17 protein-coding genes are annotated in these 22413 nt (G+C 64.5%); 1 reads left to right on the top strand and 16 read right to left on the bottom strand.

The features are described 5' to 3' along the window. Window positions 1-66: 66 nt before the first annotated feature. The 8 genes from recN to aqpZ all read right to left on the bottom strand — a co-directional run bounded on the left by recN (window position 67) and on the right by aqpZ (window position 10183). Complete coding sequence (recN, locus tag AC0C6X_RS21450) at window positions 67-1740, bottom strand: DNA repair protein RecN (RefSeq protein ID WP_173517182.1); 1674 nt, start codon at window positions 1738-1740, stop codon at window positions 67-69. A gap of 37 nt (window positions 1741-1777) precedes the next feature. Next, on the bottom strand, window positions 1778-2644 hold the full coding sequence (locus AC0C6X_RS21445; protein WP_472955015.1) for an outer membrane protein assembly factor BamD: 867 nt from the start codon (window positions 2642-2644) through the stop codon (window positions 1778-1780). A 173-nt stretch (window positions 2645-2817) separates the two neighbouring features. Next, the gene (gene lpxC, locus AC0C6X_RS21440) at window positions 2818-3771 is read right to left on the bottom strand and encodes a UDP-3-O-acyl-N-acetylglucosamine deacetylase (RefSeq protein ID WP_173517184.1); all 954 of its coding nucleotides are present in this window, start codon (window positions 3769-3771) and stop codon (window positions 2818-2820) included. Between the two features lie 334 nt (window positions 3772-4105). Continuing rightward, window positions 4106-5890: a cell division protein FtsZ gene (ftsZ, locus tag AC0C6X_RS21435; protein WP_247958380.1), complete on the bottom strand. Its 1785-nt coding sequence runs from the start codon at window positions 5888-5890 to the stop codon at window positions 4106-4108. Window positions 5891-5996: 106 nt separating this feature from the next. After that, window positions 5997-7328 carry a cell division protein FtsA gene (gene ftsA, locus AC0C6X_RS21430; protein WP_173517186.1) on the bottom strand — a complete coding sequence of 444 codons (1332 nt, stop codon included), beginning with the start codon at window positions 7326-7328 and terminating at the stop codon, window positions 5997-5999. Beyond that, window positions 7325-8275 carry a cell division protein FtsQ gene (gene ftsQ / locus AC0C6X_RS21425; RefSeq protein ID WP_173517187.1) on the bottom strand — a complete coding sequence of 317 codons (951 nt, stop codon included), beginning with the start codon at window positions 8273-8275 and terminating at the stop codon, window positions 7325-7327. The genes ftsA and ftsQ overlap by 4 nt, the downstream gene beginning before the upstream one ends. Further along, window positions 8263-9189: a D-alanine--D-alanine ligase gene (locus tag AC0C6X_RS21420; protein ID WP_247958381.1), complete on the bottom strand. Its 927-nt coding sequence runs from the start codon at window positions 9187-9189 to the stop codon at window positions 8263-8265. Before AC0C6X_RS21420 ends, ftsQ begins: the two co-directional genes overlap by 13 nt. 307 nt (window positions 9190-9496) lie before the next feature. Continuing rightward, window positions 9497-10183 (bottom strand): aquaporin Z, encoded by a 687-nt coding sequence (gene aqpZ, locus AC0C6X_RS21415; RefSeq protein ID WP_472955012.1) that lies wholly within the window; start codon window positions 10181-10183, stop codon window positions 9497-9499. Between the two features lie 368 nt (window positions 10184-10551). Here aqpZ and AC0C6X_RS21410 point away from each other — a divergent pair, with 368 nt between their 5' ends. Then, a complete protein-coding gene (locus AC0C6X_RS21410) occupies window positions 10552-11862 on the top strand; it encodes an MFS transporter (protein WP_472955010.1) in 1311 nt (436 codons plus the stop codon). Between the two features lie 90 nt (window positions 11863-11952). Here AC0C6X_RS21410 and murB read toward each other — a convergent pair whose 3' ends face one another. The 8 genes from murB to AC0C6X_RS21370 all read right to left on the bottom strand — a co-directional run bounded on the left by murB (window position 11953) and on the right by AC0C6X_RS21370 (window position 22391). After that, window positions 11953-12927, bottom strand: a complete 975-nt coding sequence (gene murB, locus AC0C6X_RS21405; protein ID WP_173517191.1) for a UDP-N-acetylmuramate dehydrogenase — start codon at window positions 12925-12927, stop codon at window positions 11953-11955. A 2-nt stretch (window positions 12928-12929) separates the two neighbouring features. After that, window positions 12930-14339: a UDP-N-acetylmuramate--L-alanine ligase gene (murC, locus tag AC0C6X_RS21400; protein WP_472955007.1), complete on the bottom strand. Its 1410-nt coding sequence runs from the start codon at window positions 14337-14339 to the stop codon at window positions 12930-12932. Further along, window positions 14336-15460 carry an undecaprenyldiphospho-muramoylpentapeptide beta-N-acetylglucosaminyltransferase gene (gene murG / locus AC0C6X_RS21395; protein ID WP_472955006.1) on the bottom strand — a complete coding sequence of 375 codons (1125 nt, stop codon included), beginning with the start codon at window positions 15458-15460 and terminating at the stop codon, window positions 14336-14338. Before murG ends, murC begins: the two co-directional genes overlap by 4 nt. Window positions 15461-15463: 3 nt before the next feature. Next, window positions 15464-16618: a putative lipid II flippase FtsW gene (ftsW, locus tag AC0C6X_RS21390; RefSeq protein WP_247958386.1), complete on the bottom strand. Its 1155-nt coding sequence runs from the start codon at window positions 16616-16618 to the stop codon at window positions 15464-15466. 102 nt (window positions 16619-16720) lie between these two features. Continuing rightward, the gene (murD, locus tag AC0C6X_RS21385; RefSeq protein WP_247958387.1) at window positions 16721-18112 is read right to left on the bottom strand and encodes a UDP-N-acetylmuramoyl-L-alanine--D-glutamate ligase; all 1392 of its coding nucleotides are present in this window, start codon (window positions 18110-18112) and stop codon (window positions 16721-16723) included. Window positions 18113-18119: 7 nt separating this feature from the next. Further along, window positions 18120-19220 carry a phospho-N-acetylmuramoyl-pentapeptide-transferase gene (gene mraY, locus AC0C6X_RS21380; RefSeq protein ID WP_173517196.1) on the bottom strand — a complete coding sequence of 367 codons (1101 nt, stop codon included), beginning with the start codon at window positions 19218-19220 and terminating at the stop codon, window positions 18120-18122. Window positions 19221-19486: 266 nt separating this feature from the next. After that, the gene (locus AC0C6X_RS21375) at window positions 19487-20926 is read right to left on the bottom strand and encodes a UDP-N-acetylmuramoylalanyl-D-glutamyl-2,6-diaminopimelate--D-alanyl-D-alanine ligase (RefSeq protein WP_472955002.1); all 1440 of its coding nucleotides are present in this window, start codon (window positions 20924-20926) and stop codon (window positions 19487-19489) included. A 1-nt stretch (window position 20927) separates the two neighbouring features. Continuing rightward, window positions 20928-22391, bottom strand: a complete 1464-nt coding sequence (locus AC0C6X_RS21370) for a UDP-N-acetylmuramoyl-L-alanyl-D-glutamate--2,6-diaminopimelate ligase (protein ID WP_247958389.1) — start codon at window positions 22389-22391, stop codon at window positions 20928-20930. Window positions 22392-22413: the final 22 nt, after the last annotated feature.

Below are 22413 nucleotides of genomic sequence, written 5' to 3'. Positions count from 1 at the left end.
CGACTCCGGATTCGGAGTCGTTTTGTAGAGCAACTATCGGGAAAGAAAAGAGCAACGCCGCTGGCGCTAACCGTTCCCCGAGAGCAGGCGCGCCGCTGCCGCCCTCGCCTCTTCGGTGATCGAGGCGCCGGCCAGCATGCGGGCGATCTCCTCGGTGCGTGCCTTGTCGTCCATGCGGGCGACGCGGGTGGAGATCGTCTCGGCCTTCTCGGCCGACGGACCCTTGGAGATCAGGAGATGCGTCGCGGCGCGCGCGGCCACCTGCGGCGCGTGGGTGACGGAGAGCACCTGGACGGTGCTCGAAAGCCGCTTCAGCCGCTGGCCGATGGCATCGGCCACCGCACCGCCGACACCGGTGTCGATTTCGTCGAAGACGAGCGTCGGCGCCGAGCCGCGATCGGCAAGCGCCACCTTCAGCGCCAGCAGGAAGCGCGAGAGCTCGCCGCCCGAGGCGACCTTCATGATCGGCCCCGGCCGCGTACCCGGATTGGTCTGCACGTGGAACTCGACGAGATCGATGCCTTCGGCCGTCGCCTGCGCCGGATCGCTTGCGACTTCCACCATGAAGCGTGCGCGTTCGAGCTTCAGCGCCGGCAGCTCGGCCATGACCGCGGCGGAAAGCGCCGACGCCGTGCGGTGGCGCTTTTCCGAGAGCGAGCGCGCCGACGCGTCGAAAGCCGCCTTGGCGACGCCGACCTGGCCTTCGAGCTGTTTCAGCCTTTCCTCGCCGGCATCGAGATCGGCAAGATCGGAAATCATGCGCACGGCGAGTGCCGGCAGCTCGGTCACCGGAACCGAGTATTTGCGGCTGGCGGCACGCAGCGCGAACAGCCGCTCCTCCACCCGCTCCAGCTCCTTCGGGTCGAATTCGGTGTTGCGAAGCGCACGCTCGACAGCCATCTGCGCATCGGAGAGCTGGTTCAGCGCACCGTCGAGCAGCTCCACCGTCTCTTCGAGCAGGCCCGGCGCCTCGTGGCTCTTGCGCTCCAGGCGACGCACCAGCGACGCGATCAGCGGAACCGGGGACGCATTGCCGTTCAGGAACTCCGAGGCCTCGCTGATGTCGCCGGCGATGCGCTCGGATTTCATCATCCGCGCCCGCTTCTCGGCAAGTTCGTCCTCTTCGCCGTCGCGGGGATTGAGCTTTTCCAGCTCCTCGACCGAGGAACGCAGGAAATCCGCCTCGCGCGCGGCAGCCTCGACGCGTTCGCGATGCTTCTTCAAGCCGCGCTCGGCGTCCTTCCAGGCCCGGAAGAGATTGCCGACATGTTGCGCCTCGTCGGAGGTGCCGCCGAAGGCGTCGAGCAATGTACGGTGCGCGTCGATGTCGACAAGCGCACGGTCGTCGTGCTGCCCGTGTATCTCGACGAGCGTCTGCCCGAGCTGGCGCATGAGCTGGACACTGATCGGCTGGTCGTTGACATAGGCCTTGGTGCGGCCGTCCGCCGATTGGACGCGACGGAAGATCAGGTCGCCATCATCGTCGATGCCGTTCTCGTTGAGCATCAGCCGCGCCGAATGGCCGGCGGGCACGTCGAAGACCGCCGTCACTTGTCCCTTGTCCGAGCCGTGGCGCACCAGCGAACCGTCGCCGCGGCCGCCAAGGGCCAGCGACAGGCTGTCGAGCAGGATGGATTTGCCGGCACCGGTTTCACCGGTCAGCACCGAGAGCCCGGCGTCGAAAGCCAGATCAAGCCGTTCAATCAGGACGATATCGCGGATCGAAAGCTGGGCGAGCATCCGGGTTCGTATCTTCCTTGACGGGCGCCGATAAGGATCAGGCGCCGATGAGGTTCTTGGCAGCGCGCGAAATCCAGGAGTTGCCGCTTTCACGCGGCTCCAAACCGCCGGACTGCAGCAGCTTGAAGGAATCGGCGTACCACTGGCTGTCGGGATAGTTGTGGCCGAGAACGGCGGCAGCGGTCTGCGCCTCCTGGGTCACGCCCATCGCGAAATAGGCCTCGGTCAGACGCGCCAGCGCCTCTTCCACCTGGTTGGTGTTCGGGTACTGCTCGATGACGACGCGGAAGCGCGATACCGCCGCGAGATATTCCTTGCGCTCGAGATAGTAGCGGCCGACCTGCATTTCCTTGCCGGCGAGCTGGTCGCGGGCAAAGCGGATCTTCGACTTGGCGTCGTCGACATATTCGGAGTCCGGGTAACGATCAACGACCGCCTGCATGGCCTCGATCGCCTTCAGCGCCGGCTTCTGGTCCTGCGTCACCGCGGGGATCTGCTTGGTATAGGCCAGCCCCTGGATGTACTGCGCATAGGCCGCGTCTTCCGACTGCGGATAGAGATTGAGGTAACGGCCGGTGGCGTTGATCGCGTCCTGGTATTGGCCGTTTCGGTAGGAAACGAAGGCGTTCATGACCAGCGCCTTGCGGGCATATTCCGAGAACGGATGCTGGCGATCGAGCGCTTCGAACTTGCGCGACGCTTCCGTCGTCTTGCCCGCATTGAGGTTGGCAAGGCCCTGATTGTAGAGCACTTCCGGCGGATCCGTCTCCGCCGTCAGCTTGGTGATGTCGATATACGGATCGTTCTGGCAGGCGGTAATCAGGGCGCTGCCGGCAATGGCCGCGACGATCACGGCGACGACGCGCGCTGATTTTCTCAGATCAACAGAAACTGCAAGAACCATCGGATATTCCCGTTCCACTCTGGGGGCATGGACCCCGCCAGACATGCGCTTTTAGAGCAAGTTACCTTGAGACCGCAACGTCATGATCGGTGATTCATGCAAATTTGTGGCGGCCCTATCATGAAAATGCCGGCCTTTCGGCCGGCGACTGGAGGAGATGATGACTTTTTTTGTTATGCGGACCAAGGCGCGAAGCCCGGAACTGCAACTGCAACCATATCGCGCGCGCGGGTGCGCTGGCGCGGGGTCGCGGTCTCGACGACTTCATAGGCCGTCGGGTCGCTGAGGAGCGCCTTCAGGGCGTTGGCGTTCATCTTGTGGCCGCCGCGATAGGAGCGGTAGCAGCCGATGAACGGCGCGCCGGCGAGCGAGAGATCGCCGACCGCGTCGAGCGTCTTGTGACGAACGAATTCGTCGGTGTAACGCAGGCCCTCGACGTTGATCACCGTGTTGTCGTCGGAAATGACGACCGAGTTTTCGAGCGAGGAGCCGAGCGCAAAACCGGCGGCCCAGAGCCGCTCGACGTCACGCATGAAGCCGAAGGTGCGGGCGCGCGACAGTTCGCGCTTGAAGACCGACGGCGTCATGTCGCCCTTCCAGGACTGGCGGCCGATCAGCGGGGAATCGAAGTCGATTTCGACCTCGAAGCGCATGCCGTCATACGGCGTGAACTCCGACCAGGAGGCGCCCGATTCGATGCGCACCGGCTTGATGATGCGGATGTAGCGGCGCTTGACCGCAAGGGCGCGAACGCCCACCTGCTCGATCGCGTCGATGAAGGGTTCGGAGCTGCCGTCCATGATCGGCATTTCGGCGCCGTGCACTTCGATCGTCAGGTTGTCGAGGCCGAGGGCGTAGATCGCAGCCATCACGTGTTCGATCGTGGCGATCGACGCTGCCGGCGACATGCCGAGAACGGTGCAGAGATCGGTGTTGCCGACCTGCGAGGAAACCGCCTTGTATTCGCAGACCCGGCCATTGGCCAGAACGCGCTGGAAAACGATGCCCGCATCCGCTTCCGCCGGATGGAAGGTGATCGACACTTCCGCACCGGAGTGAACGCCAATTCCCTTGAGCGTTACCGGGCTTGCAATCGTCGTCTGAAACCCGAGCAATTCGATTCCCATTCTCGTCACTTTCAATACCTGTGGCCGATGGCCAAAACCCGCTGGCGGACGCAGCAAACTTCAGGGCACAAACAAGGCGTCCGAGAGTCTCGGCACAAAGTCCGATCCTCTGCGTTCCGAACAGACAGCGCTTGATCGAATCGCATGCGTCCCCAATTCCAAGTCTGAAAATAAGAGTTTGGAGGCACCATTCCAAATCACTGTTCGTTTCGCTTTGTTACGCATTTGCGACGGTCCGTAACATTGATTCAAACATCTGAAATGATGAAGAAAATGCAAAAATGCCCGGGCAGTTGCCCGGGCATTCGGCAAGGTGAAGGTACGGGCCTTCCAATCAGTTCGACTGACGGCGCAGGAACGCCGGGATTTCGAGCTGATCATCTTCGTGCGGGCGCGCCTGCGGCGAAACGCGACCGTGATCGTCAAGCTGGCCGCGACGCGGCGCATAGAGGCTCGCTTCCGGCGAGAGCGGCCGGCGCTGCTGGGAAGCAGCACTCGGTGCGGAAGCCGTCATGTCGGCTGCCGCGGGGGTCTGCTCGCGCTCACGCAGGCCGAGCGAGCTGGTGATGCGGTTGAGGAGACCCATCGGGCCACGCTCTTCCGCAATCGGCGCTGCCGGCTGGGCGCGGCGGTCCATCTCGGCCTTCACGACCGGCGGAAAGTCTTCGACCTTCGGCATGCGAACCTGTTCCGGCTGCTGGCGCATGACCGGAGCAACGGGCTCCTGGCGCATCACCGGCTGCGGCTGGGGCTGAGGCTGAGCCGGCTGCATCTGCGGCTGCGGCTGGCGCATCACCGGAGCGGCCTCTACCGGTGCTGCACCGGCGAAAAGCTTGCTCTGGGGACGGAAGTTTTCCTCATGCGCCGGCTGAACCGGAGCCGGAGCCTGTGCGGCGCGGGTCGCGATGTCCAGCTCCCGCTCCATTTCGGCTTCGCGGATGGCAGCGGCGATGTGATCGACGGACGGCTGCTGCTGCACCGGCTGCTGCGCCGGCTGGGCGACGGGCTGCTGCATGACCGGCTGGTGAACCGGGGCCGGCTGGTGCTGGGCAACCGGCTGCGGCTGCTGGGCAGGAATGGCGGCGGACGGACGAACGGCCGGCTTGGACGCTACCGGACGAAAGTCGGCGGAACGGCCCGCCACCTCCGCGGCCGTGCGGTCGATGCCGGTGGCGACGACCGAGACGCGGATCAGGCCTTCGAGTTCTTCGTCGAACGTCGCGCCGAGGATGATGTTGGCATCCGGGTCGACTTCTTCGCGAATACGGGTTGCAGCTTCGTCGAGTTCGAACAGCGTCAGGTCGCGGCCGCCGGTGATCGAGATCAGCAGGCCCTGGGCGCCCTTCATCGAGGTCTCGTCGAGCAGCGGGTTGGCGATCGCGGCTTCGGCAGCGGCCAGTGCGCGGCCTTCACCCGAAGCTTCGCCGGTACCCATCATCGCGCGGCCCATTTCACGCATCACCGAGCGGACGTCGGCGAAGTCGAGGTTGATGAGGCCTTCCTTGACCATGAGGTCGGTGATGCAGGCAACGCCCGAATAGAGAACCTGGTCGGCCATCGCGAAGGCGTCCGCGAAGGTCGTGCGGTCGTTGGCGATACGGAAGAGATTCTGGTTCGGGATGACGATCAGGGTGTCGACCGACTTTTGCAGTTCGGCAATGCCCTGGTCGGCAAGCCGCATGCGGCGCGCGCCTTCGAAGTGGAACGGCTTGGTGACGACGCCGACGGTCAGGATGCCCTTGTTGCGGGCGGCCTGGGCGACGATCGGGGCTGCACCCGTGCCGGTGCCGCCGCCCATGCCGGCGGTGACGAAGCACATATGGGTGCCGTTCAGGTGGTCGATGATCTCATCGATGCACTCTTCGGCGGCCGCACGGCCGACTTCCGGCTGCGAACCGGCGCCGAGACCTTCGGTGACGGCGACGCCCATCTGGATGATCCGCTCGGCCTTGGTCATGGTCAGCGCCTGGGCGTCGGTATTGGCGACGACGAAATCGACGCCCTGGAGGCCTGCGGTGATCATGTTGTTGACGGCGTTGCCGCCACCGCCACCCACACCAAAGACGGTGATGCGCGGCTTCAGCTCCGTGATATCCGGCTTCTGCAAGTTGATAGTCATTGTACCCGTTCCTTCTGTTTTCTGGCCGCCTTGCCGAGCCGGCCAAATCTCTCAAAGTCTTAGTTTGTCTTCGTCCGGCACCATTCCTGTCGGCGCCGAACGGTACTCAAAAGCTCTCCTTCAGCCATTGGCCCATGCGGGCGATGCGGCCGTTGCCGGCGCCGAGCCCCGCGAACATGCCGCCGTGGGAGGCATGGGTCTCGAGGTCGGCGACCTGCGGATAGATCATCAGGCCGACCGCCGTGGAGAAGGCCGGGCCCTTGGCGGCCGCCGGCAGCCCGGAAACCCCGAGCGGACGGCCGATGCGAACATTGCGGGCGAGGATGCGGCGCGCCGCTTCCGGCAGGCCCGTGAGCTGGCTTGCGCCGCCCGTCAGAACGATGCGCTTGCCGACGATCGGACTGAAGCCCGAGCGCTGGATGCGATCGCGGATGAGTTCCAGCGTCTCTTCGATGCGGGCGCGCACGATGCGCGAGACGAGCGCGCGCGGCACGTGCGTCGGCTGGTCGCGGTCGTCCTCGCCGATCGGCGGAACCGAGACGATGTCGCGCTCGTCGGCGCTGTTCGGCAGCGCCGAGCCGTGCACGACCTTCAGCCGCTCGGCGTCCTCGATGCGGGTCGAAAGACCGCGCGCCAGATCCGTCGTGACATGATGGCCGCCGAGGCTGACGGCGTCGGCATGGACGAGCTTGCCTTCGGCGAAAACCGAGATCGTCGTCGTGCCGCCGCCCATGTCGATCGCGGCGCAGCCGAGTTCGACCTCATCGTCGACGAGCGCGGCAAGACCGCTGGCATAGGGGGTCGCCACCATGCCCTCGACCGAGAGGTGCGCGCGGTTGACGCAGAGTTCCAGGTTCTTCAGCGCCGCCCGTTCGGCCGTCAGCACGTGCATGTCGACGCCGAGAACGTCGCCGAACATGGCGAGCGGATCACGGATGCCGCGTTCGCCATCGAGCGAGAAGCCCGTCGGCAGCGAGTGCAGGATGGCGCGGTCGGAGCGCAGCGACTGCTGGCCAGCGGCCGACAGAACCTTGCGCAAATCGTTGGCGTCGACTTCCTGGCCGCCGAGATCGATCGTCGCGGTGTAGACGTCGCTCTGCAGCCGGCCGGCCGAAACGTTGACGATCAGGCTGTCGATGGTAAGGCCGGCCATACGCTCGGCCGCATCCACCGCCAGCCGCACGACGCTTTCGACCGCATCGAGATCGGCGACGACGCCGTTCTTGACGCCCCGCGACTTCTGATGGCCGATGCCGATGATTTCGACGTTGTGGGTGCGGTTCGGGAGGATCTGGCTCTCGGCGCGCGGAGTCAGCCGGCCGATCATGCAGACCACCTTGGTCGAACCGATATCCAGCACCGAGACGACATGAGACCGCTTCGAAGAAAGCGGCTTCAGGCGCGGCAGGCCAAAGCTGGAGGAACCGAACAGACTCATATGCGGCCCTCTTTCTTCTTCTCGGTCTCCTGCGCCTTCAGCATTTTGTCCCTCGCCTTCAAGGCAACCTCGCGCCGGGCGACTGCATCCGGCGTCAACTGAACTGTGGTTCGATCCTCAAGCCTCAGATCCACGGCAGCGATGTCGCGCTCGAGGAGCTGGTGCTGGCTTTCCATGTCGGAGAGCACCTGCATCGCGCGTGCGACGTCGTGCTCCGGCAACTTGACGACGATGCCGTTGTCGAGGCGCAGGTCCCAGCGGCGACCGGCGACGCGGACGAAGGCCTTCACCCGCGAGCGGATCTCCGGCCAGCGGGAAAACTCGTCGTAGAAATCGGCAGCCGCCGTTTCGGCATCGCGGCCGACGAACAGCGGCAAGGCCGCGAACTTGTTGTCGCGCAGGGGCGCGATCACGCTGCCGCTTCTTTCGATCAGCGAAAGATCGGAACCGTGCTGCCAGATGCCGAAGGCCTTGCGCTCGGTCAGGTTGACCTCGATCGTGCCCGGATAGACCTTGCGGACGGTGACACCCTGCACCCAGGGCAATTCGGCGATCAGCTTGCGCGCCTCGGCAATGTCGAGCGCCACCAGCGACGTCGTGCCGTCGAGGCCGAGCTGCTGGAGGATGTCGATCTCGGAGGTCTGCTCGTTGCCGGAAACCTTGACGTCTTCGATGGCGAAGCCCGCAGCCGTGGTCGAGACCTGGGCGAAATTCTGCGTGTGTCCGCCGAGCGACATGCCGTAGAAGCCGGTCGCCGCGAAGAACGCGATCGCCGAGACCGTGCCCGTATGCGCCGGGAAGCGAATACGGCCGGTTCCGAGGCTGACGAGGAAACGCACGACCCGGCGGAGCGGGCGCGGCAGTACGCGGCCGCCGTCCACATCGACGGCTGCAGCGCCATCGAGGTGACGAACCCTCCTGCCCCTTCTGCCCCTCAACGCAAACACGACGCTTCCTCCACCATCCAACTCAAAAACTCGCCGAAGCCATAGCCGGCATGCGCGGCCATCTCGGGCACCAGGGAGGTTGGCGTCATGCCGGGCTGGGTGTTGATTTCCAGCCAGATCAGCTCGCCCTCACCGGAGGAACTGTCATCGAAACGAAAGTCGGATCGGCTGACGCCGCGGCAACCGATTGCCTGATGCGCCTTCAGAGCGAGTGTTTGTATTTTTTGGTAAATATTTGGTGAAATCTGTGCCGGAATGACGTGGCGAGAACCGCCTTTTACGTACTTGGAGTCGTAATCGTAGAAGGCATGGCCCTGCGGGATGATCTCGGTGACGCCGAGCGCCCGATCGCCCATGACGCCACAGGTCAGTTCGCGACCGGCGACATAACGCTCGACCATGATTCGGTCGCCGTAGCGCCATTCGCTCGAAGTCACCACCTGCGGCGGATGGGACTGATCTTCCTTGACGATGACGACGCCGAAGCTCGAGCCCTCGCGGACCGGCTTGACGACATAGGGCGGCTTCATTGGATGCTTCGGACCAAAAGCGTGGCGATCCATCACCTGCGCCTCCGCCACCGGAATGCCGGCGGCAGCCGCGACGTGCTTCGCCTGAGCCTTGTCCATGGCGAGCGCCGAGGCGAGTACGCCGGAATGGGTGTACGGAATTTCCAGATATTCGAGGATGCCCTGGATCGTGCCGTCCTCGCCGAACGGGCCGTGAAGAGCATTGAAGGCGACATCCGGGCGAAGCGCCGCCAGCACTTCGGCAACGTTGCGATCGACATCGATTCGGGTGACGCGGTAGCCGGCGGCCTCGAGGGCATCCGCGCAGGCAGTCCCGGACGACAGGCTAACCGGTCGCTCCGAAGAAAATCCGCCCATCAGGACAGCCACATGCTTGCCGCTCATTCAAACCCCCAAACAATACGCCACTATCGCAAGGTTTCCTTGCGTCTGGCTGATTCCGGCTTTCGCGAGTCACCACGCCATTGGGGGCACTAGAGCGTCATTATGGTTAACGAACCGTTTACTTTCGTTAACCTTAGTCGGGAAATGAAACGCGCATCACATGCACACGCGCGTATACGACGAGGCATTTTAGCGGGAGATCAAGGGGTTGCGGAGCGATCCTGAATCAAATGCATAACAAGCGAAAAAATGAAAAACCCGCCGCAAACGAGGCGGCGGGCTCCATTCTGACGATGTCATGCGCGTCTTAGTCGTCGTCGCCGACGATCTTCCAGACGATGCCGGCGATTGCCGCGCCGACGATCGGCGCCACCCAGAAAAGCCACAGCTGCGCCAGCGCCCAATCGCTGACGAACAGCGCCTGCCCCGTCGAACGAGCCGGATTGACCGAGGTGTTCGTCACCGGGATCGAGACAAGGTGGATCAGGGTTAGCGAAAGGCCGATGGCGATCGGCGCGAAACCGGCGGGCACCCGGCCGTGTGTGGCGCCGAGAATGATGAACAGGAAGAAGAAGGTCATCACCACTTCGGTGACGAGCGCCGCCGTCAGCGAATAGCCGCCCGGCGAGTGTTCTCCATAGCCGTTGGCGGCGAAGCCGCCGAGCTGGAAATCGGCCTTGCCGCTGGCGATCAGATAGAGCACGGTGGCTGCGGCGATGGCGCCGAGCACCTGGGAGATGACGTAGCCGACGAGCTTCTGCGCCGGAAACTTGCCGGCGACCGTCAATCCCACCGAGACCGCCGGATTGAAGTGTCCGCCGGAAATGCCACCGACCGCATAGGCCATGGTGAGCACGGTGAGGCCAAAGGCGAAGGAGACGCCGAGCAGGCCGATGCCGACCTCAGGAAAGGCCGCCGCCAGCACCGCGCTGCCGCAACCACCGAAAACGAGCCAGAATGTACCGAGAAACTCCGCAGAAAGCCTTTTGAACATGCATTCGCTCCTGAAGAAAACGAAGCCGATCGCTTCGGCCGCCGAGAGTTTGCCACAAATTGATTCTGGTCAAGCTCGGTTGTCCTAAGAAGCTGACACCCGTAATAGGCGAGGTTCACAAATCGCCCCGCCTAACGAAGAGGCAGACCCAAGCACTTTTCCGATGAGCCATGCGTTGGCGGAATAATACTGCGCACGACGCCAAGATCGTTCGCATTTCTTACAATATCAGGGTTTCGCCATGCCGAAACTTGCGTTAAGACGCCTGCGGCGCCGCGCGGCCGACCAGACGCGCAAAGGCCGCTGCAGACTATGAAGTGCAGTCCGCCTCCCAGGACGGCACCACATCCATATCAGGAACCATGATAATGACAGACGCGACAACCATCCTGTCGCCGAAGGACAATGCGTTGAGCCACGCGGCAGTGAACTCCCCTGCCCGGGTGCTGTTCGCAAGCCTCGTCGGCACGACCATCGAATTCTTCGACTTCTACGTTTACGCCACAGCCGCGGTGCTCGTTTTCCCGCACCTCTTCTTCCCCTCGGCCGATCCGACTTCGGCAATGCTGCAATCCTTCGCGACCTTCTCGATCGCCTTCTTCGCCCGCCCCTTCGGCGCCGTGGTCTTCGGCCATTTCGGCGACAAGGTCGGCCGCAAGGCGACCCTGGTGGCAGCGCTGATGACCATGGGAATCTCCACCGTCGTCATCGGTCTGCTGCCGACCTATGCGTCGATCGGCGTCGCCGCGCCGCTGCTCTTGGCGCTGTGCCGCTTCGGCCAGGGTCTCGGCCTCGGTGGTGAATGGGGCGGCGCCGTGCTGCTCGCCACCGAAAACGCGCCCGAGGGCAAGCGCAGCTGGTACGCCATGTTCCCGCAGCTCGGCGCGCCGATCGGCTTCATCCTCTCGGCCGGCACCTTCCTGGTCCTCGGCGAAGTGATGAACGACGAAGCCTTCCTCGCCTGGGGCTGGCGCGTGCCCTTCATCGCCAGCATCCTGCTCGTCGCCGTCGGCCTCTATGTCCGCCTGAAGATCACCGAGACGCCGGAGTTCCAGAAAGCGGTCGACAAGCACGAGCGCGTGCAGGTGCCGATCGCCGAGATCTTGCGTTCGCACAAGCGCAGCCTGGTGCTCGGCACCTTCGTGGCGCTCGCAACCTTCGTGCTCTTCTATCTGATGACCGTCTTCTCGCTCTCCTGGGGCACGGCGAAGCTCGGTTATTCGCGTGAGCAGTTCCTCGTCGTGCAGATGACCGGCGTCGTCTTCTTCGGTCTGATGATCCCGGTTGCCGGCATCCTCTCGGACCGTTTCGGCCGCCGCCTGGTGCTGATCCTTGCGACGATCGGCATCGGGGTCTTCGGCATCTTCATGGCCCCGCTGCTTTCTGGCGGTCTCGGCGGCGCCTTCCTGTTCTCGATCATCGGCCTCGGTCTCATGGGCCTTACCTACGGCCCGATCGGCGCGGCGCTTGCCGCCCCCTTCCCGACCTCGGTGCGCTACACCGGCGCCTCGATGACCTTCAACCTCGCCGGCATCTTCGGCGCGTCGCTGGCGCCCTACATCGCCACCTGGCTCGCCACCAACTACAGCCTCGATTATGTCGGCTACTACCTGCTGGCCGCCGCCGCCATCACGCTGCTGTGCCTGGTGCTGTCGACGGAAGAAGAGGTTTCGGCCTGATTTCGGCTCGGCCCGCGCAGGCGCGGCCGACCACAAACAGGAAGGGCCGCAGCGTCTCCGCCACGGCCCTTCCCTGATCGTCTCGCCGCCTCAGGCGATGCCGCGGCCGAGGAATTCCTTGATCTCGTAGCCCGGCATGAAGTTGCCGATGCGCTTGATTTCCCATTCGAGCCGCACGCCGGAATGTTCCAGCACGCGCTGGCGCACCGTTTCGCCAAGATATTCGAGCTCATAGCCGGTCGCCTGTCCGGTATTGATCATGAAATTGCAGTGCATCGGCGACATCTGCGCGCTGCCGATCATCAGACCGCGGCAGCCCGCCTCGTCGATCAGCTTCCAGGCCGAGTGACCCTCCGGGTTCTTGAAGGTCGAGCCGCCGGTCTTCTCGCGGATCGGCTGCACCGTCTCGCGGTGGTGGCGCACGGCATCCATGTCGGTGCGGATCTTGTTCTTGTCCTCGGCGTAGCCCTCGAAGACCGCATGGGTGAAGATCAGATCCTTCGCCGCCGCCGAGTGGCGGTAAGCGTAGCCCATGTCGGCATTCGACAGCACATGCTGCTTGCCGTGGCGGTCGACCGCATGAACCTCGACGACGCGCTCGCGCGTTTCCGAGCCGTTGGCGCCGGCATTCATGCGCAGCGCCCCGCCGATCGAGCCGGGGATGCCATAGAAGAAATAGAAGCCGCCGATGCCGTGATCGAGCGCCATGGCCGCGATGTTCTTGTCCGGGCAGATGGCGCCGGCCTTGATGCGGTTTTCGCCGACCAGTTCCAGATCACCGAAGCCCTTGGCCGAGAGGCGGATGACGACGCCGGGAATGCCGCCGTCGCGCACGAGCAGGTTCGAGCCGACGCCGACGACCATGACCGGCACGTCTTCCGGAACGAGCTTCAGGAAGGTGACGAGATCATCCGTGTCATGCGGCTGGAACATCAGCTCGGCAAGACCGCCGGCGCGGAACCAGGTGACGCGATCCATCGGCGCATCGGGCGTAATGCGGCCACGAACGGCGCTGACACCGCTTCCGAGCGCATCGAGTAGTTTCTGACCGTTGACCTGTTTCATGCTCAAATTCCTGAAATATCCGCGAGTTCTTTTGGCAGGGCAGCCGCCCAGTAGGTGATGCTGCCAGCCCCCAAGAGAACCACAAAATCGCCGGGCTGCGCAATCTTGCTGACAACAGGCGCAATTGCTTCCGGACCGGCGACGTAACGGGCGTCACGATGGCCGCCGGCCTTGATGCGATCCACCAGTTCCTCGGAGGTTGCGCCCGGGATCGGGTCTTCGCCGGCCGCATAGACCGGCGCGATCAGGACCGTGTCGGCATCGTTGAAGCAGGCGGAAAATTCCTCGAACAGGCTCGAAAGGCGGCTATAGCGATGCGGCTGGTGCACGGCAATGATCCGGCCCTGGCAGGCCTCGCGCGCTGCCTTCAGCACCGCCTTGATCTCGACCGGATGGTGGCCGTAGTCGTCATAGACGCGCACGCCGTTCCATTTGCCGGTAAGCGTGAAGCGGCGCTTGACGCCGCCGAAGGAGGCGAGCCCCTTGGCGATCGCCTCCGGGCTGATGCCAAGGCGCTGGGCGACGGCGATGGCGGCCGTCGCGTTGGAGACATTGTGACGGCCCGGCATCGGCAGCGTGAGATCCTTCATCTCGATCACCTGGCCGGTGCGGCGGCGGCGGATCTCGATGTCGAAGATGGAGGTGCCGTTGTCCATGCGGATGTTGTGGAAACGCACGTCGGCCTGCGGGTTCTCGCCATAGGTGACGACCTTGCGATCCTCGATCTTGGCGACCATGGCCTGCACTTCCGGATGGTCGAGGCAGAGCACGCCGAAGCCGTAGAAGGGCACGTTCTCGACGAACTGGCGGAAGGCCGCGCGCACCGCGTCGAAATTGCCGTAGTGGTCGAGATGTTCGGGGTCGATGTTGGTGACGATGGCGACATCGGCCGGCAGCTTCAGGAAGGTGCCGTCGGATTCGTCGGCCTCCACCACCATCCACTCGCCCTCGCCCATGCGGGCATTGGTGCCATAGGCGTTGATGATGCCGCCGTTGATGACGGTCGGATCGAGCCCGCCGGCCTCGAGCAGCGCCGCGACCATGGATGTCGTCGTCGTCTTGCCATGCGTGCCGCCGATCGCGATCGCGTTGCGGAAGCGCATCAGTTCGGCGAGCATTTCGGCGCGGCGCACGACGGGCAGGAATTTTTCGCGCGCGGCAATCAGCTCCGGATTGTTCTTCTTGATCGCGGTCGAGACGACGATCACCTCGGCGTCGCCGATGTTCTCGGCCTTGTGGCCGACGAAGACCTCGATGCCCTTGGCGCGCAGGCGCTGCACATTGGCGCTATCGGCCTGGTCGGAGCCCTGGACGCGATGGCCGAGATTGTGCAGCACTTCGGCAATACCGCTCATGCCTATGCCGCCGATACCGATGAAATGGACCAGCCCGATGGTTTTCGGCATTTTCATGAGCGTGTTTCCCTGAATTTCTCGACTGTCAAACCGCTGGCAATAGCCTCTACGAGGGATGCAAGCAAGCTCGCTGCGTCCGGCTTGCCGGTTTCCCGAGCATTTGCTGCCATCTGCGCGAGTGATTGTGGATTGTCGACCGCATCCTTGAGGATGCCGGCGAGACGATCTGCCGTCAGTTCGGACTGGGCGATCACCCGCGCGCCGTCTTTGGCGGCGAGTGCTGCGGCATTGGCGGCCTGGTCGTGATCGAGCGCGTAGGGATAGGGCACCAGGATCGCCGGACGGCCGATGACCGAAAGTTCCGATACCGTCGAGGCGCCGGAGCGGCAAATGACGAGCTGCGCGCCGGCAATGCGCTCGGCCATGTCGGTGAAGAAGGGCGAGACCTCGGCCGGCACGCCGAGCTTCTCGTAGGTCGCGATCACGCCGTCCTTGTCTTCCGGCCGCGCCTGCTGCGTGACTTTGAGCCGGTGGCGAAGCGCATCGTCCAGCCGGCAGATCGCCTGCGGGATCGCCTTGGAGAAAAATTGCGCGCCCTGGCTGCCGCCGAAGACGACGAGATGGAACGGCGCTTCGCCTGTTGCAGCGGCATACGGCGTGCTGGCCGCGGCGAGCACCGCCGGGCGAACCGGATTGCCGGTTGTCACGGTCTTGGCGGCAAAGGCGCCGGTACCCTCCGGCAGGAAACCGCCGGCGATCGCCTTGACGCGGGACGCCAGCGCTTTGTTGGCCCGGCCCATGACCGCATTCTGCTCGTGGATCAGGGACGGCACGCCCATGCCGGTTGCGGCCAGCAGCGGCGGCACGGTCGGATAACCGCCGAAGCCGACGACGGCCTTCGGCTTCAGCCGCGCGATCAGTCGGCGTGCGGCGCGCATGCCGGTCCAAAGCGTCCACAGCGACTTCGCCACGCTGATCGGGTTCTTCGAGCCGATCGTCGCCGAGGGCACGACATGCACCTCGTCGGCCGGGAACTTGCCGGCATAGCGCTCGGCGCGGCTGTCGGTGACGAGATGCACCGAATAGCCCTTGGCTTTCAGTTCGTGGGCCAGCGCCTCCGCCGGAAAGAGATGGCCGCCGGTACCGCCGGCGGCAAGCAGGATGATGCCTTTAGTCATGTTTTACTCCGCCGGCACGCCAATGCCGGACCGAAACAGGCTGCGCTCCACGGCGCGCTTCTCCGGGCGGTGACGCGTCAGCGCCAGGATGAAGCCGGCCGTGACGCAGATCGCCACCATGGACGAGCCACCATAGGAGATCAGCGGCAGGGTCATGCCCTTGGCCGGAAGCAGTTCGAGGTTCACGCCGATGTTGATCATCGACTGGATGCCGATCTGGAGAACCAGGCCGGCAACGGCGAACCGGTTGAAGTCGTTGCGCTCGCGGAAAGCGTGGTTGAGGCCGCGCATCACCAGGAAGGCGAAGATCAGCACGATGACCATGCAGAAGACGATGCCGAATTCCTCGGCCGCAACGGAGAAGACGAAGTCGGTGTGGCTGTCCGGGATGATGCGCTTGACGATACCCTCGCCCGGGCCGCGCCCGAACCAGTCGCCGCGGATGATCGCCTCGCGCGCCGTGTCCATCTGGAAGGTATCGCCCTCGCCCGTCAGGAACTTGTCGATACGGGCCGCCACGTGCGGCAGCATCGTATAGGCGACGAAGAAGCCGCCGACCGCCGCGCTGCCGAGCAGGATGATCCAGAGCCAGGGCATGCCGGCCATGAAGAACATGCCGCCCCAGACCGCGGTCGTCAGGATCGTCTGGCCAAGGTCGGGCTGGGCGACGAGAAGCGCTGCGACGATGCCGAAAAGCAGGATGGCAAAGAGATTGCCAGGGATTTCCGGCTGGCGCGCGTGCTCGGAAAAGAGCCAGGCGCAGACGACGACGAAAGCCGGCTTCATGAATTCCGACGGCTGGATCGAAATGCCGGCAATCGAAAGCCAGCGCATCGAACCCTTCACCTCTTCGCCGATGAAGAGCACCAGCACCATCATCGCGAGCGACCCGCCGAGAAGCAGGATCGCGGCGCGCCTGACCTGGCGCGGCGAGAGGAAGGAGATGCCGACCATCACCACCAGCGACGGCAGCAGGAAGAGCGCGTGGCGCTTGACGAAGTGGAAGCTGTCGAGGCCGATGCGCTCGGCGACCGCGGGGCTTGCGGCGAAGGACAGCATGAAGCCGACGCCCATCAACAGGATGAAGGTCGCCAGAAAGAACCTGTCGATCGTCCAGAACCAGTCGGCCACGGGGCCACGTTCGGCTCGGCTTACCATCTTGTCAGTCCCCTTCTCCGGCGCCCGTCGCGCCCCACGTCCGAAACCTCGGCATCACGTCCGCTTGGCCCTCGCGCCGATGGCGCGCTGGACCGGGCAGCGTCAAATCAGCATCGTCACGCCTTCGATCGCGCGCACATGGCCGACGAAGGCATCGCCGCGCACCTCGAAGTTCTTATACTGGTCGAAGCTTGCGCAAGCCGGGGATAGCATCACCGCCGAAGGGCCGGCTTCGTCCCTGCCGGCCTCGGCCGCCGCGTGTGCTACCGCCTGCTCCAGCGTGCCCGAAATCTCGTAGGGCACCGCTTCGCCGAGCGTCGCCGCAAAGGCGGGCGCCGCCTCGCCGATCAGATAGGCCTTGACGATCTTCGGGAAGAACGGCGCAAGCGTCGTGATGCCGCCCTCTTTCGGCAGGCCGCCGGCGATCCAGTAGATCCGCTCGTAGCTCGAAAGCGCCGGGGCCGCTGCATCCGCATTGGTCGCCTTGCTGTCGTTGACGAAGACGACCGCGCCCTTGCGTCCAACCGGCTGCATGCGGTGCTTGAGGCCCGGGAAGCTCTTGAGCCCAGCGCGGATCTCCGCCTCGCTGACACCGACCGCAAGGCAGGCGGCAATGGCCGCCGCCGCGTTCTGGGCGTTGTGGCCGCCGCGCAGCGTCTGGATGCCGTCGAGATCGACGAACAGGCTCGCCGTGCCGCTTTCGGCTCTCATGATGCGCGAGCCTTCGGCATAGAGACCGTTGGCGAGCACATGGCGGCGCGAGATCCGCACCGTCTCCGTGCCGGCGCGTTCGACGCGGTCGGCGATCAGCGCCGAGAAGCTGTCGTCGACGCCGACAATGGCCGTGCCGCTGCCGGCAACCAGCCGCTCCTTGATGTCGGCGTAATGCTGCATCGTGCCATGGCGATCGAGATGATCAGGCGTCAAATTGAGCAGGATCCCGGCGGTCGGGTTCAGTGTCGGCGCCAGGTCGATCTGGTAGGACGAGCACTCGACCACATAGAAGCGGCCGGCTTTCGGGGACTCAAGGGTGAGCACCGCCGTGCCGATATTACCGCCGAGCTGGGTATCGCGGCCGCTTTCCCTGAGGATATGGGCGATCAGCGCCGTCGTCGTCGATTTGCCATTGGTGCCGGTAATGGCGATGAAGGGGCAATCGGGCGAGTGCGCCCGACGCTCGCGCACGAAGAGCTCCACGTCGCCGATGATCTCGACGCCGGCTGCATGGGCGAGATCCACCGTCCAGTGCGGCTTCGGATGGGTGAGCGGCACGCCGGGCGAAAGTACGAAGGCGGCAAAAGCGGCCCACTCGACCGTGTGCAGGTCCGCCGTCGGCACGCCGGCGGCCGCAGCCTTCGCGACGCTATCCGGATTGTCGTCCCAGGCGGTGACCTCGGCGCCGCCGGCGACCAGTGCCTCGGCCGTCGCAAGCCCCGAACCGCCGAGGCCGAAGAGAGCGACCTTCCTGCCCCTAAATGTGGTGACCGGGATCATCGTCCGCTCACCGCAGCTTGAGGGTGGAGAGGCCGATCATCGCGAGGATGACAGCGATGATCCAGAAGCGGATCACGACCTGGCTTTCGGTCCAGCCCTTCTTTTCGAAGTGGTGATGGATCGGCGCCATCAGGAAGACACGGCGGCCGGTGCGCTTGAACCAGAAGACCTGGATGATGACCGACAGCGTCTCCATGACGAAGAGGCCGCCGATGATGACCATGACGATCTCGTGCTTGACGGCGACGGCGACGGTGCCGATCAGGCCGCCGAGTGCCAGCGAACCGGTGTCGCCCATGAAGATTGCCGCCGGCGGCGCGTTGAACCAGAGGAAGCCAAGACCGGCGCCGATGACGGCGCCGAGGATCACGGCGAGCTCGCCGGTGCCCGGCACGAAATGGATCTGCAGGTAGTTGGCGAAGACGGCGTTACCGGCGAGATAGGAGATCAGGCCGAAGGCGGCAGCGGCGATCATCACCGGCACGATCGCCAGGCCGTCGAGACCATCGGTCAGGTTCACGGCATTGCCGGCGCCGACGATGACGAAGCCGCCGAACAGCACGAAGAAATAGCCGAGATTGAGAATGAGGTCCTTGAAGAAGGGGAACGTCACCGAGGAGCCGAAGGTGGAACCGGCCGCACCACTCGAAAGCGAGGCCTGCATCATGAAGAACACGGCAATCGCCGCGATCACGAATTCGATGCCGAGGCGCGCCTTGCCGGAAAAGCCCTTCTCCGATTGCTTGGTGACCTTGAGGTAGTCGTCATAAAAGCCGATGGCGCCGAAGCCGAGCGTGACGAGCAGGGTCGAGACCACATAGACGCTCGAAAGATCGGCCCAGAGCAGCGACGAGACGACGATGCCGGCAAGGATCATCAGGCCGCCCATGGTCGGCGTGCCGGCCTTCTTGAAATGCGTCTGCGGCCCGTCGGCGCGGATCGGCTGGCCCTTGCCCTGGCGGATGCGCAGCGAGGCGATCATGGCCGGGCCGAACAGGAAGACGATCATGGCCGAGGTGAAGAGCGCCGCACCCGTGCGGAAGGTGATGTAGCGAAAGAGATTGAAAAACTGAAAGTGGTCCGCCAGTTCCACGAGCCATATGAGCATAAGGGACCTTTCCCCAAAGGTTTAGTAATACACGTCGTCCAACAGAATCATCTGAAAAACGATACGCATTACAGCGCCGCGCGTCTAACGAGACGCGCAAAGGTCGCTGCAACATTTTGGTCCGCTGCATGATTTTGCCCTTAAATCGATTCCGATTTAACGAATTATGCAGCAGCATGCGAAAGTGTCAGGGCGCGCCCGCCTAACTCCAGGCCGTATCTACGGCGCCTGTCATGGGCGGCAGCGCCGGCCCTGTTTCGCGCCGGCTATCCCTCAGCCCCGGATCCTTCGGCTTGCGCCGCCGGATAGGCTTCGATCAGTGCCTGCACGATCTTGGCGCAACCGGTCCCCTTCGACGACTTGACCATGACGACGTCGCCGGGCGCCACCGCGGCCAGCGCGTAGGACTTCAGGTCCTCGACGCTCTCGCGGTAGATCACGGAGACCTCCGGCGGCAGGGCATCACGCAGATACGCCATCAACGGTCCGGCAAGCCAGACGTCGGTGATCCCGGCCTCGATCAGCGGACGGGCGAGTGCCGCATGCACCTCGGCGGCATGTTCGCCCATCTCCAGCATGTCGCCGAGCACGGCGACACGGCGGCCGCCGGCCGGCGGTTCGCTGTCGCGCAGCAGCGCAATCGCCGCCCGCATCGAGCTCGGATTGGCATTGTAGCTCTCGTCGATCAGCTTCAGCGTGCCGGTCCCGATCGCAAGCGTATGGCGCCGGCCCCTGCCCGTTTCGGCCTGCATGGTCGCAAGCGCCGAAGCCGCATAGTCGAAATCGGCACCGGCAAGCTTCACCGCCGCCAGAACCGCAACGGCGTTTTCCGCGATGTGCCGTCCGGGCGCGCCGATCGCGACCTCAAGCGTCCGACCGCCGATGCCCGCCCAGAGAATGGAGCCTTCCGGACCGCCGCTGAACTCGACCAGCCGGAATTCAGCCTTTGGATTGGCACCGAAGGAATGGATATGGCTGACGCCGGCCGCGGCCGCCGCGTTTTCCAGAAGCTTGTACTGCGGGCTGTCATGAATGATCAGCGCATGGCCGCCATTGACGACGCCCTCGAAGATCTCGGCCTTGGCCTCGGCAATTTGGTCGAGACTCTCGAAATTGCCGAGATGGGCGGCGGCGATGCTCGTCACCATGGCCACATGCGGCCGCACCATGGCGGTCAGCGGCCGGATCTCGCCCGGATGGTTCATGCCGATCTCGAAGATACCGAAATCGGTTGCCTCGGGCATGCGCGCCAGCGTCAGCGGCACGCCCCAGTGATTGTTGAAGGAGGCGACCGAAGCATGCACGCGGCCCTGGGGCTTGAGCACATGGCGCAGCATCTCCTTGGTCGTGGTCTTGCCGACCGAACCGGTGACGGCAATGATCTTGGCGGCGCTGCGGTCGCGCGCGGCACAGCCGAGACGGATTATCGCTTCGAGCACGTCGTCGACGACGATCATCGGTGCATTCAATCGTCCGAGCGCCGGCAGCTTGCCTTCGCTGACGACGAGCACCGCCGCGCCGTTGGCGAGCGCGATGCCGGCATAGTCGTGGCCATCGACCCGGTCGCCCTTGATCGCGAAGAAGGCTTCGCCCTTGCCGATCGAACGGCTGTCGATGGAGATCCCGCTGATGCCTTCAGGCAGGCTGCCGACCGGCCGGCCGTTCATCGCGGCCAGGAGATCGCTGCTTGTCCAGAGCCAGTTCAAATCACAAGCCTCCCAATGCCTTGCGGACCTCCGCATGATCCGAGAAGGGCAGCGTCACCGAGCCGATCGTCTGGCCCTCCTCGTGTCCCTTGCCGGCTACGATCAGCGTGTCGCCGGTCTTCAGCATGCCGACCGCCGTGCGGATCGCCTGGGCACGATCGCCGATCTCGATCGCGCCCTTGGCCGCAACCATTATTTCGGCCCGGATGACCTCGGGGATCTCCGAGCGCGGATTGTCGTCGGTAACGATCGTCACGTCGGCAAGCCGCGTGGCGATCTCGCCCATGATCGGACGTTTGCCCTTGTCGCGGTCGCCGCCGCAGCCGAAGACCACGACGACGCGGCCGGTCGTGAACGGGCGGACCGAGGCGAGCACGTTTTCCAGCGCATCCGGCTTGTGGGCATAGTCGACATAGGCAAGCGCGCCGTCCTTGGTCTGGCCGACCAGTTCGAGGCGGCCGGAGGCGCCCTGCAGCTTCTCGAGCGCGGAGAAGGCGGCCTTGGCACCGATGCCGGTCGACATGGCGAGACCCGCCGCGACCAGCGCATTCGCCACCTGGAAGTCGCCGGCGAGCGGAATGTGGATTTCGAAGATGTCGTCGCCGACATGCACTTCGGCCGATTGCTTGTGGCGGAAATGCTCGACGCGCTTCAGCGAGATGAAGTCGCCCTTGCGGCCGACGGTGCGCACGTCGAGCTTTGCCTTGCGGGCGGCGGCAATCGCCTGGTCCGACCATTGGTCGTCGGCAAAGATCACCGCCGGCGCGCCCTTCGGCAACAGGGCATTGAACAGCCGCATCTTGGAATCCATGTAGTGCTCGACCGTCGGATGGTAGTCCATGTGGTCGCGGCCGAGATTGGTGAAGGCGGCGGCCGAAAGGCGCACGCCGTCGAGACGGCTCTGGTCGAGGCCATGGCTGGAAGCTTCCATCGCCGCATGGGTGACGCCGGCATCGGCGAGTTCGGCGAGCAGCTTGTGCAGCGACACCGGATCGGGCGTCGTCAGCGAGCCGTAATCGTTGCGGCCGGGGGCGACGACGCCGGTCGTGCCGATCATCGCGGCAGCGAAGCCCGAATGCGCCCAGATCTGGCGGGTGAAGGAGGCGACCGAGGTCTTGCCGGCCGTGCCGGTCACGGCAACCATGGTTTCCGGCTGGCGGCCGTAGAAGGCCGCGGCGGCGCGCGCCAGGAACGCGCGGGGCTCCGAGAGCTTCAGCACCGGCACCGACGAGGCATCCACGTCCGAGTCCGCTTCCGTGACGACGGCGACCGCACCGCGCTTAAGCGCGTCGGCGATATAGGTGTTGCCGTTGGCCTTGCTGCCGGCAACCGCAACGAAGAGATCCCCTGGTTGAACCTGCCGACTATCGGCCGTCAGTCCGGCAACGTCGATTTCGGCGGCAGCGCCGCCCAGTTGCGCCGAAAGTTCCGGGAAGTTCGATCCCGCCAGCTCTTTGATCTTCATGAACGCACGTCTCGCATCGATT

Source organism: Ensifer sp. VA4 (genome assembly GCF_055710065.1).
The sequence above is the reverse complement of the archived record's forward strand: the minus strand, read 5'-3'. Positions and strand labels throughout refer to the sequence as shown.

Bases quoted from the DNA above. Each gene is read 5' to 3' on its own strand.
- recN (WP_173517182.1), bottom strand. From the start codon at position 1,740: ATGCTCGCCCAGCTTTCGATCCGCGATATCGTCCTGATTGAACGGCTT.
- AC0C6X_RS21445 (WP_472955015.1), bottom strand. From the start codon at position 2,644: ATGGTTCTTGCAGTTTCTGTTGATCTGAGAAAATCAGCGCGCGTCGTC.
- lpxC (WP_173517184.1), bottom strand. From the start codon at position 3,771: ATGGGAATCGAATTGCTCGGGTTTCAGACGACGATTGCAAGCCCGGTA.
- ftsZ (WP_247958380.1), bottom strand. From the start codon at position 5,890: ATGACTATCAACTTGCAGAAGCCGGATATCACGGAGCTGAAGCCGCGC.
- ftsA (WP_173517186.1), bottom strand. From the start codon at position 7,328: ATGAGTCTGTTCGGTTCCTCCAGCTTTGGCCTGCCGCGCCTGAAGCCG.
- AC0C6X_RS21420 (WP_247958381.1), bottom strand. From the start codon at position 9,189: ATGAGCGGCAAGCATGTGGCTGTCCTGATGGGCGGATTTTCTTCGGAG.
- aqpZ (WP_472955012.1), bottom strand. From the start codon at position 10,183: ATGTTCAAAAGGCTTTCTGCGGAGTTTCTCGGTACATTCTGGCTCGTT.
- AC0C6X_RS21410 (WP_472955010.1), top strand. From the start codon at position 10,552: ATGACAGACGCGACAACCATCCTGTCGCCGAAGGACAATGCGTTGAGC.
- murB (WP_173517191.1), bottom strand. From the start codon at position 12,927: ATGAAACAGGTCAACGGTCAGAAACTACTCGATGCGCTCGGAAGCGGT.
- murC (WP_472955007.1), bottom strand. From the start codon at position 14,339: ATGAAAATGCCGAAAACCATCGGGCTGGTCCATTTCATCGGTATCGGC.
- murG (WP_472955006.1), bottom strand. From the start codon at position 15,460: ATGACTAAAGGCATCATCCTGCTTGCCGCCGGCGGTACCGGCGGCCAT.
- ftsW (WP_247958386.1), bottom strand. From the start codon at position 16,618: ATGGTAAGCCGAGCCGAACGTGGCCCCGTGGCCGACTGGTTCTGGACG.
- murD (WP_247958387.1), bottom strand. From the start codon at position 18,112: ATGATCCCGGTCACCACATTTAGGGGCAGGAAGGTCGCTCTCTTCGGC.
- mraY (WP_173517196.1), bottom strand. From the start codon at position 19,220: ATGCTCATATGGCTCGTGGAACTGGCGGACCACTTTCAGTTTTTCAAT.
- AC0C6X_RS21370 (WP_247958389.1), bottom strand. From the start codon at position 22,391: ATGAAGATCAAAGAGCTGGCGGGATCGAACTTCCCGGAACTTTCGGCG.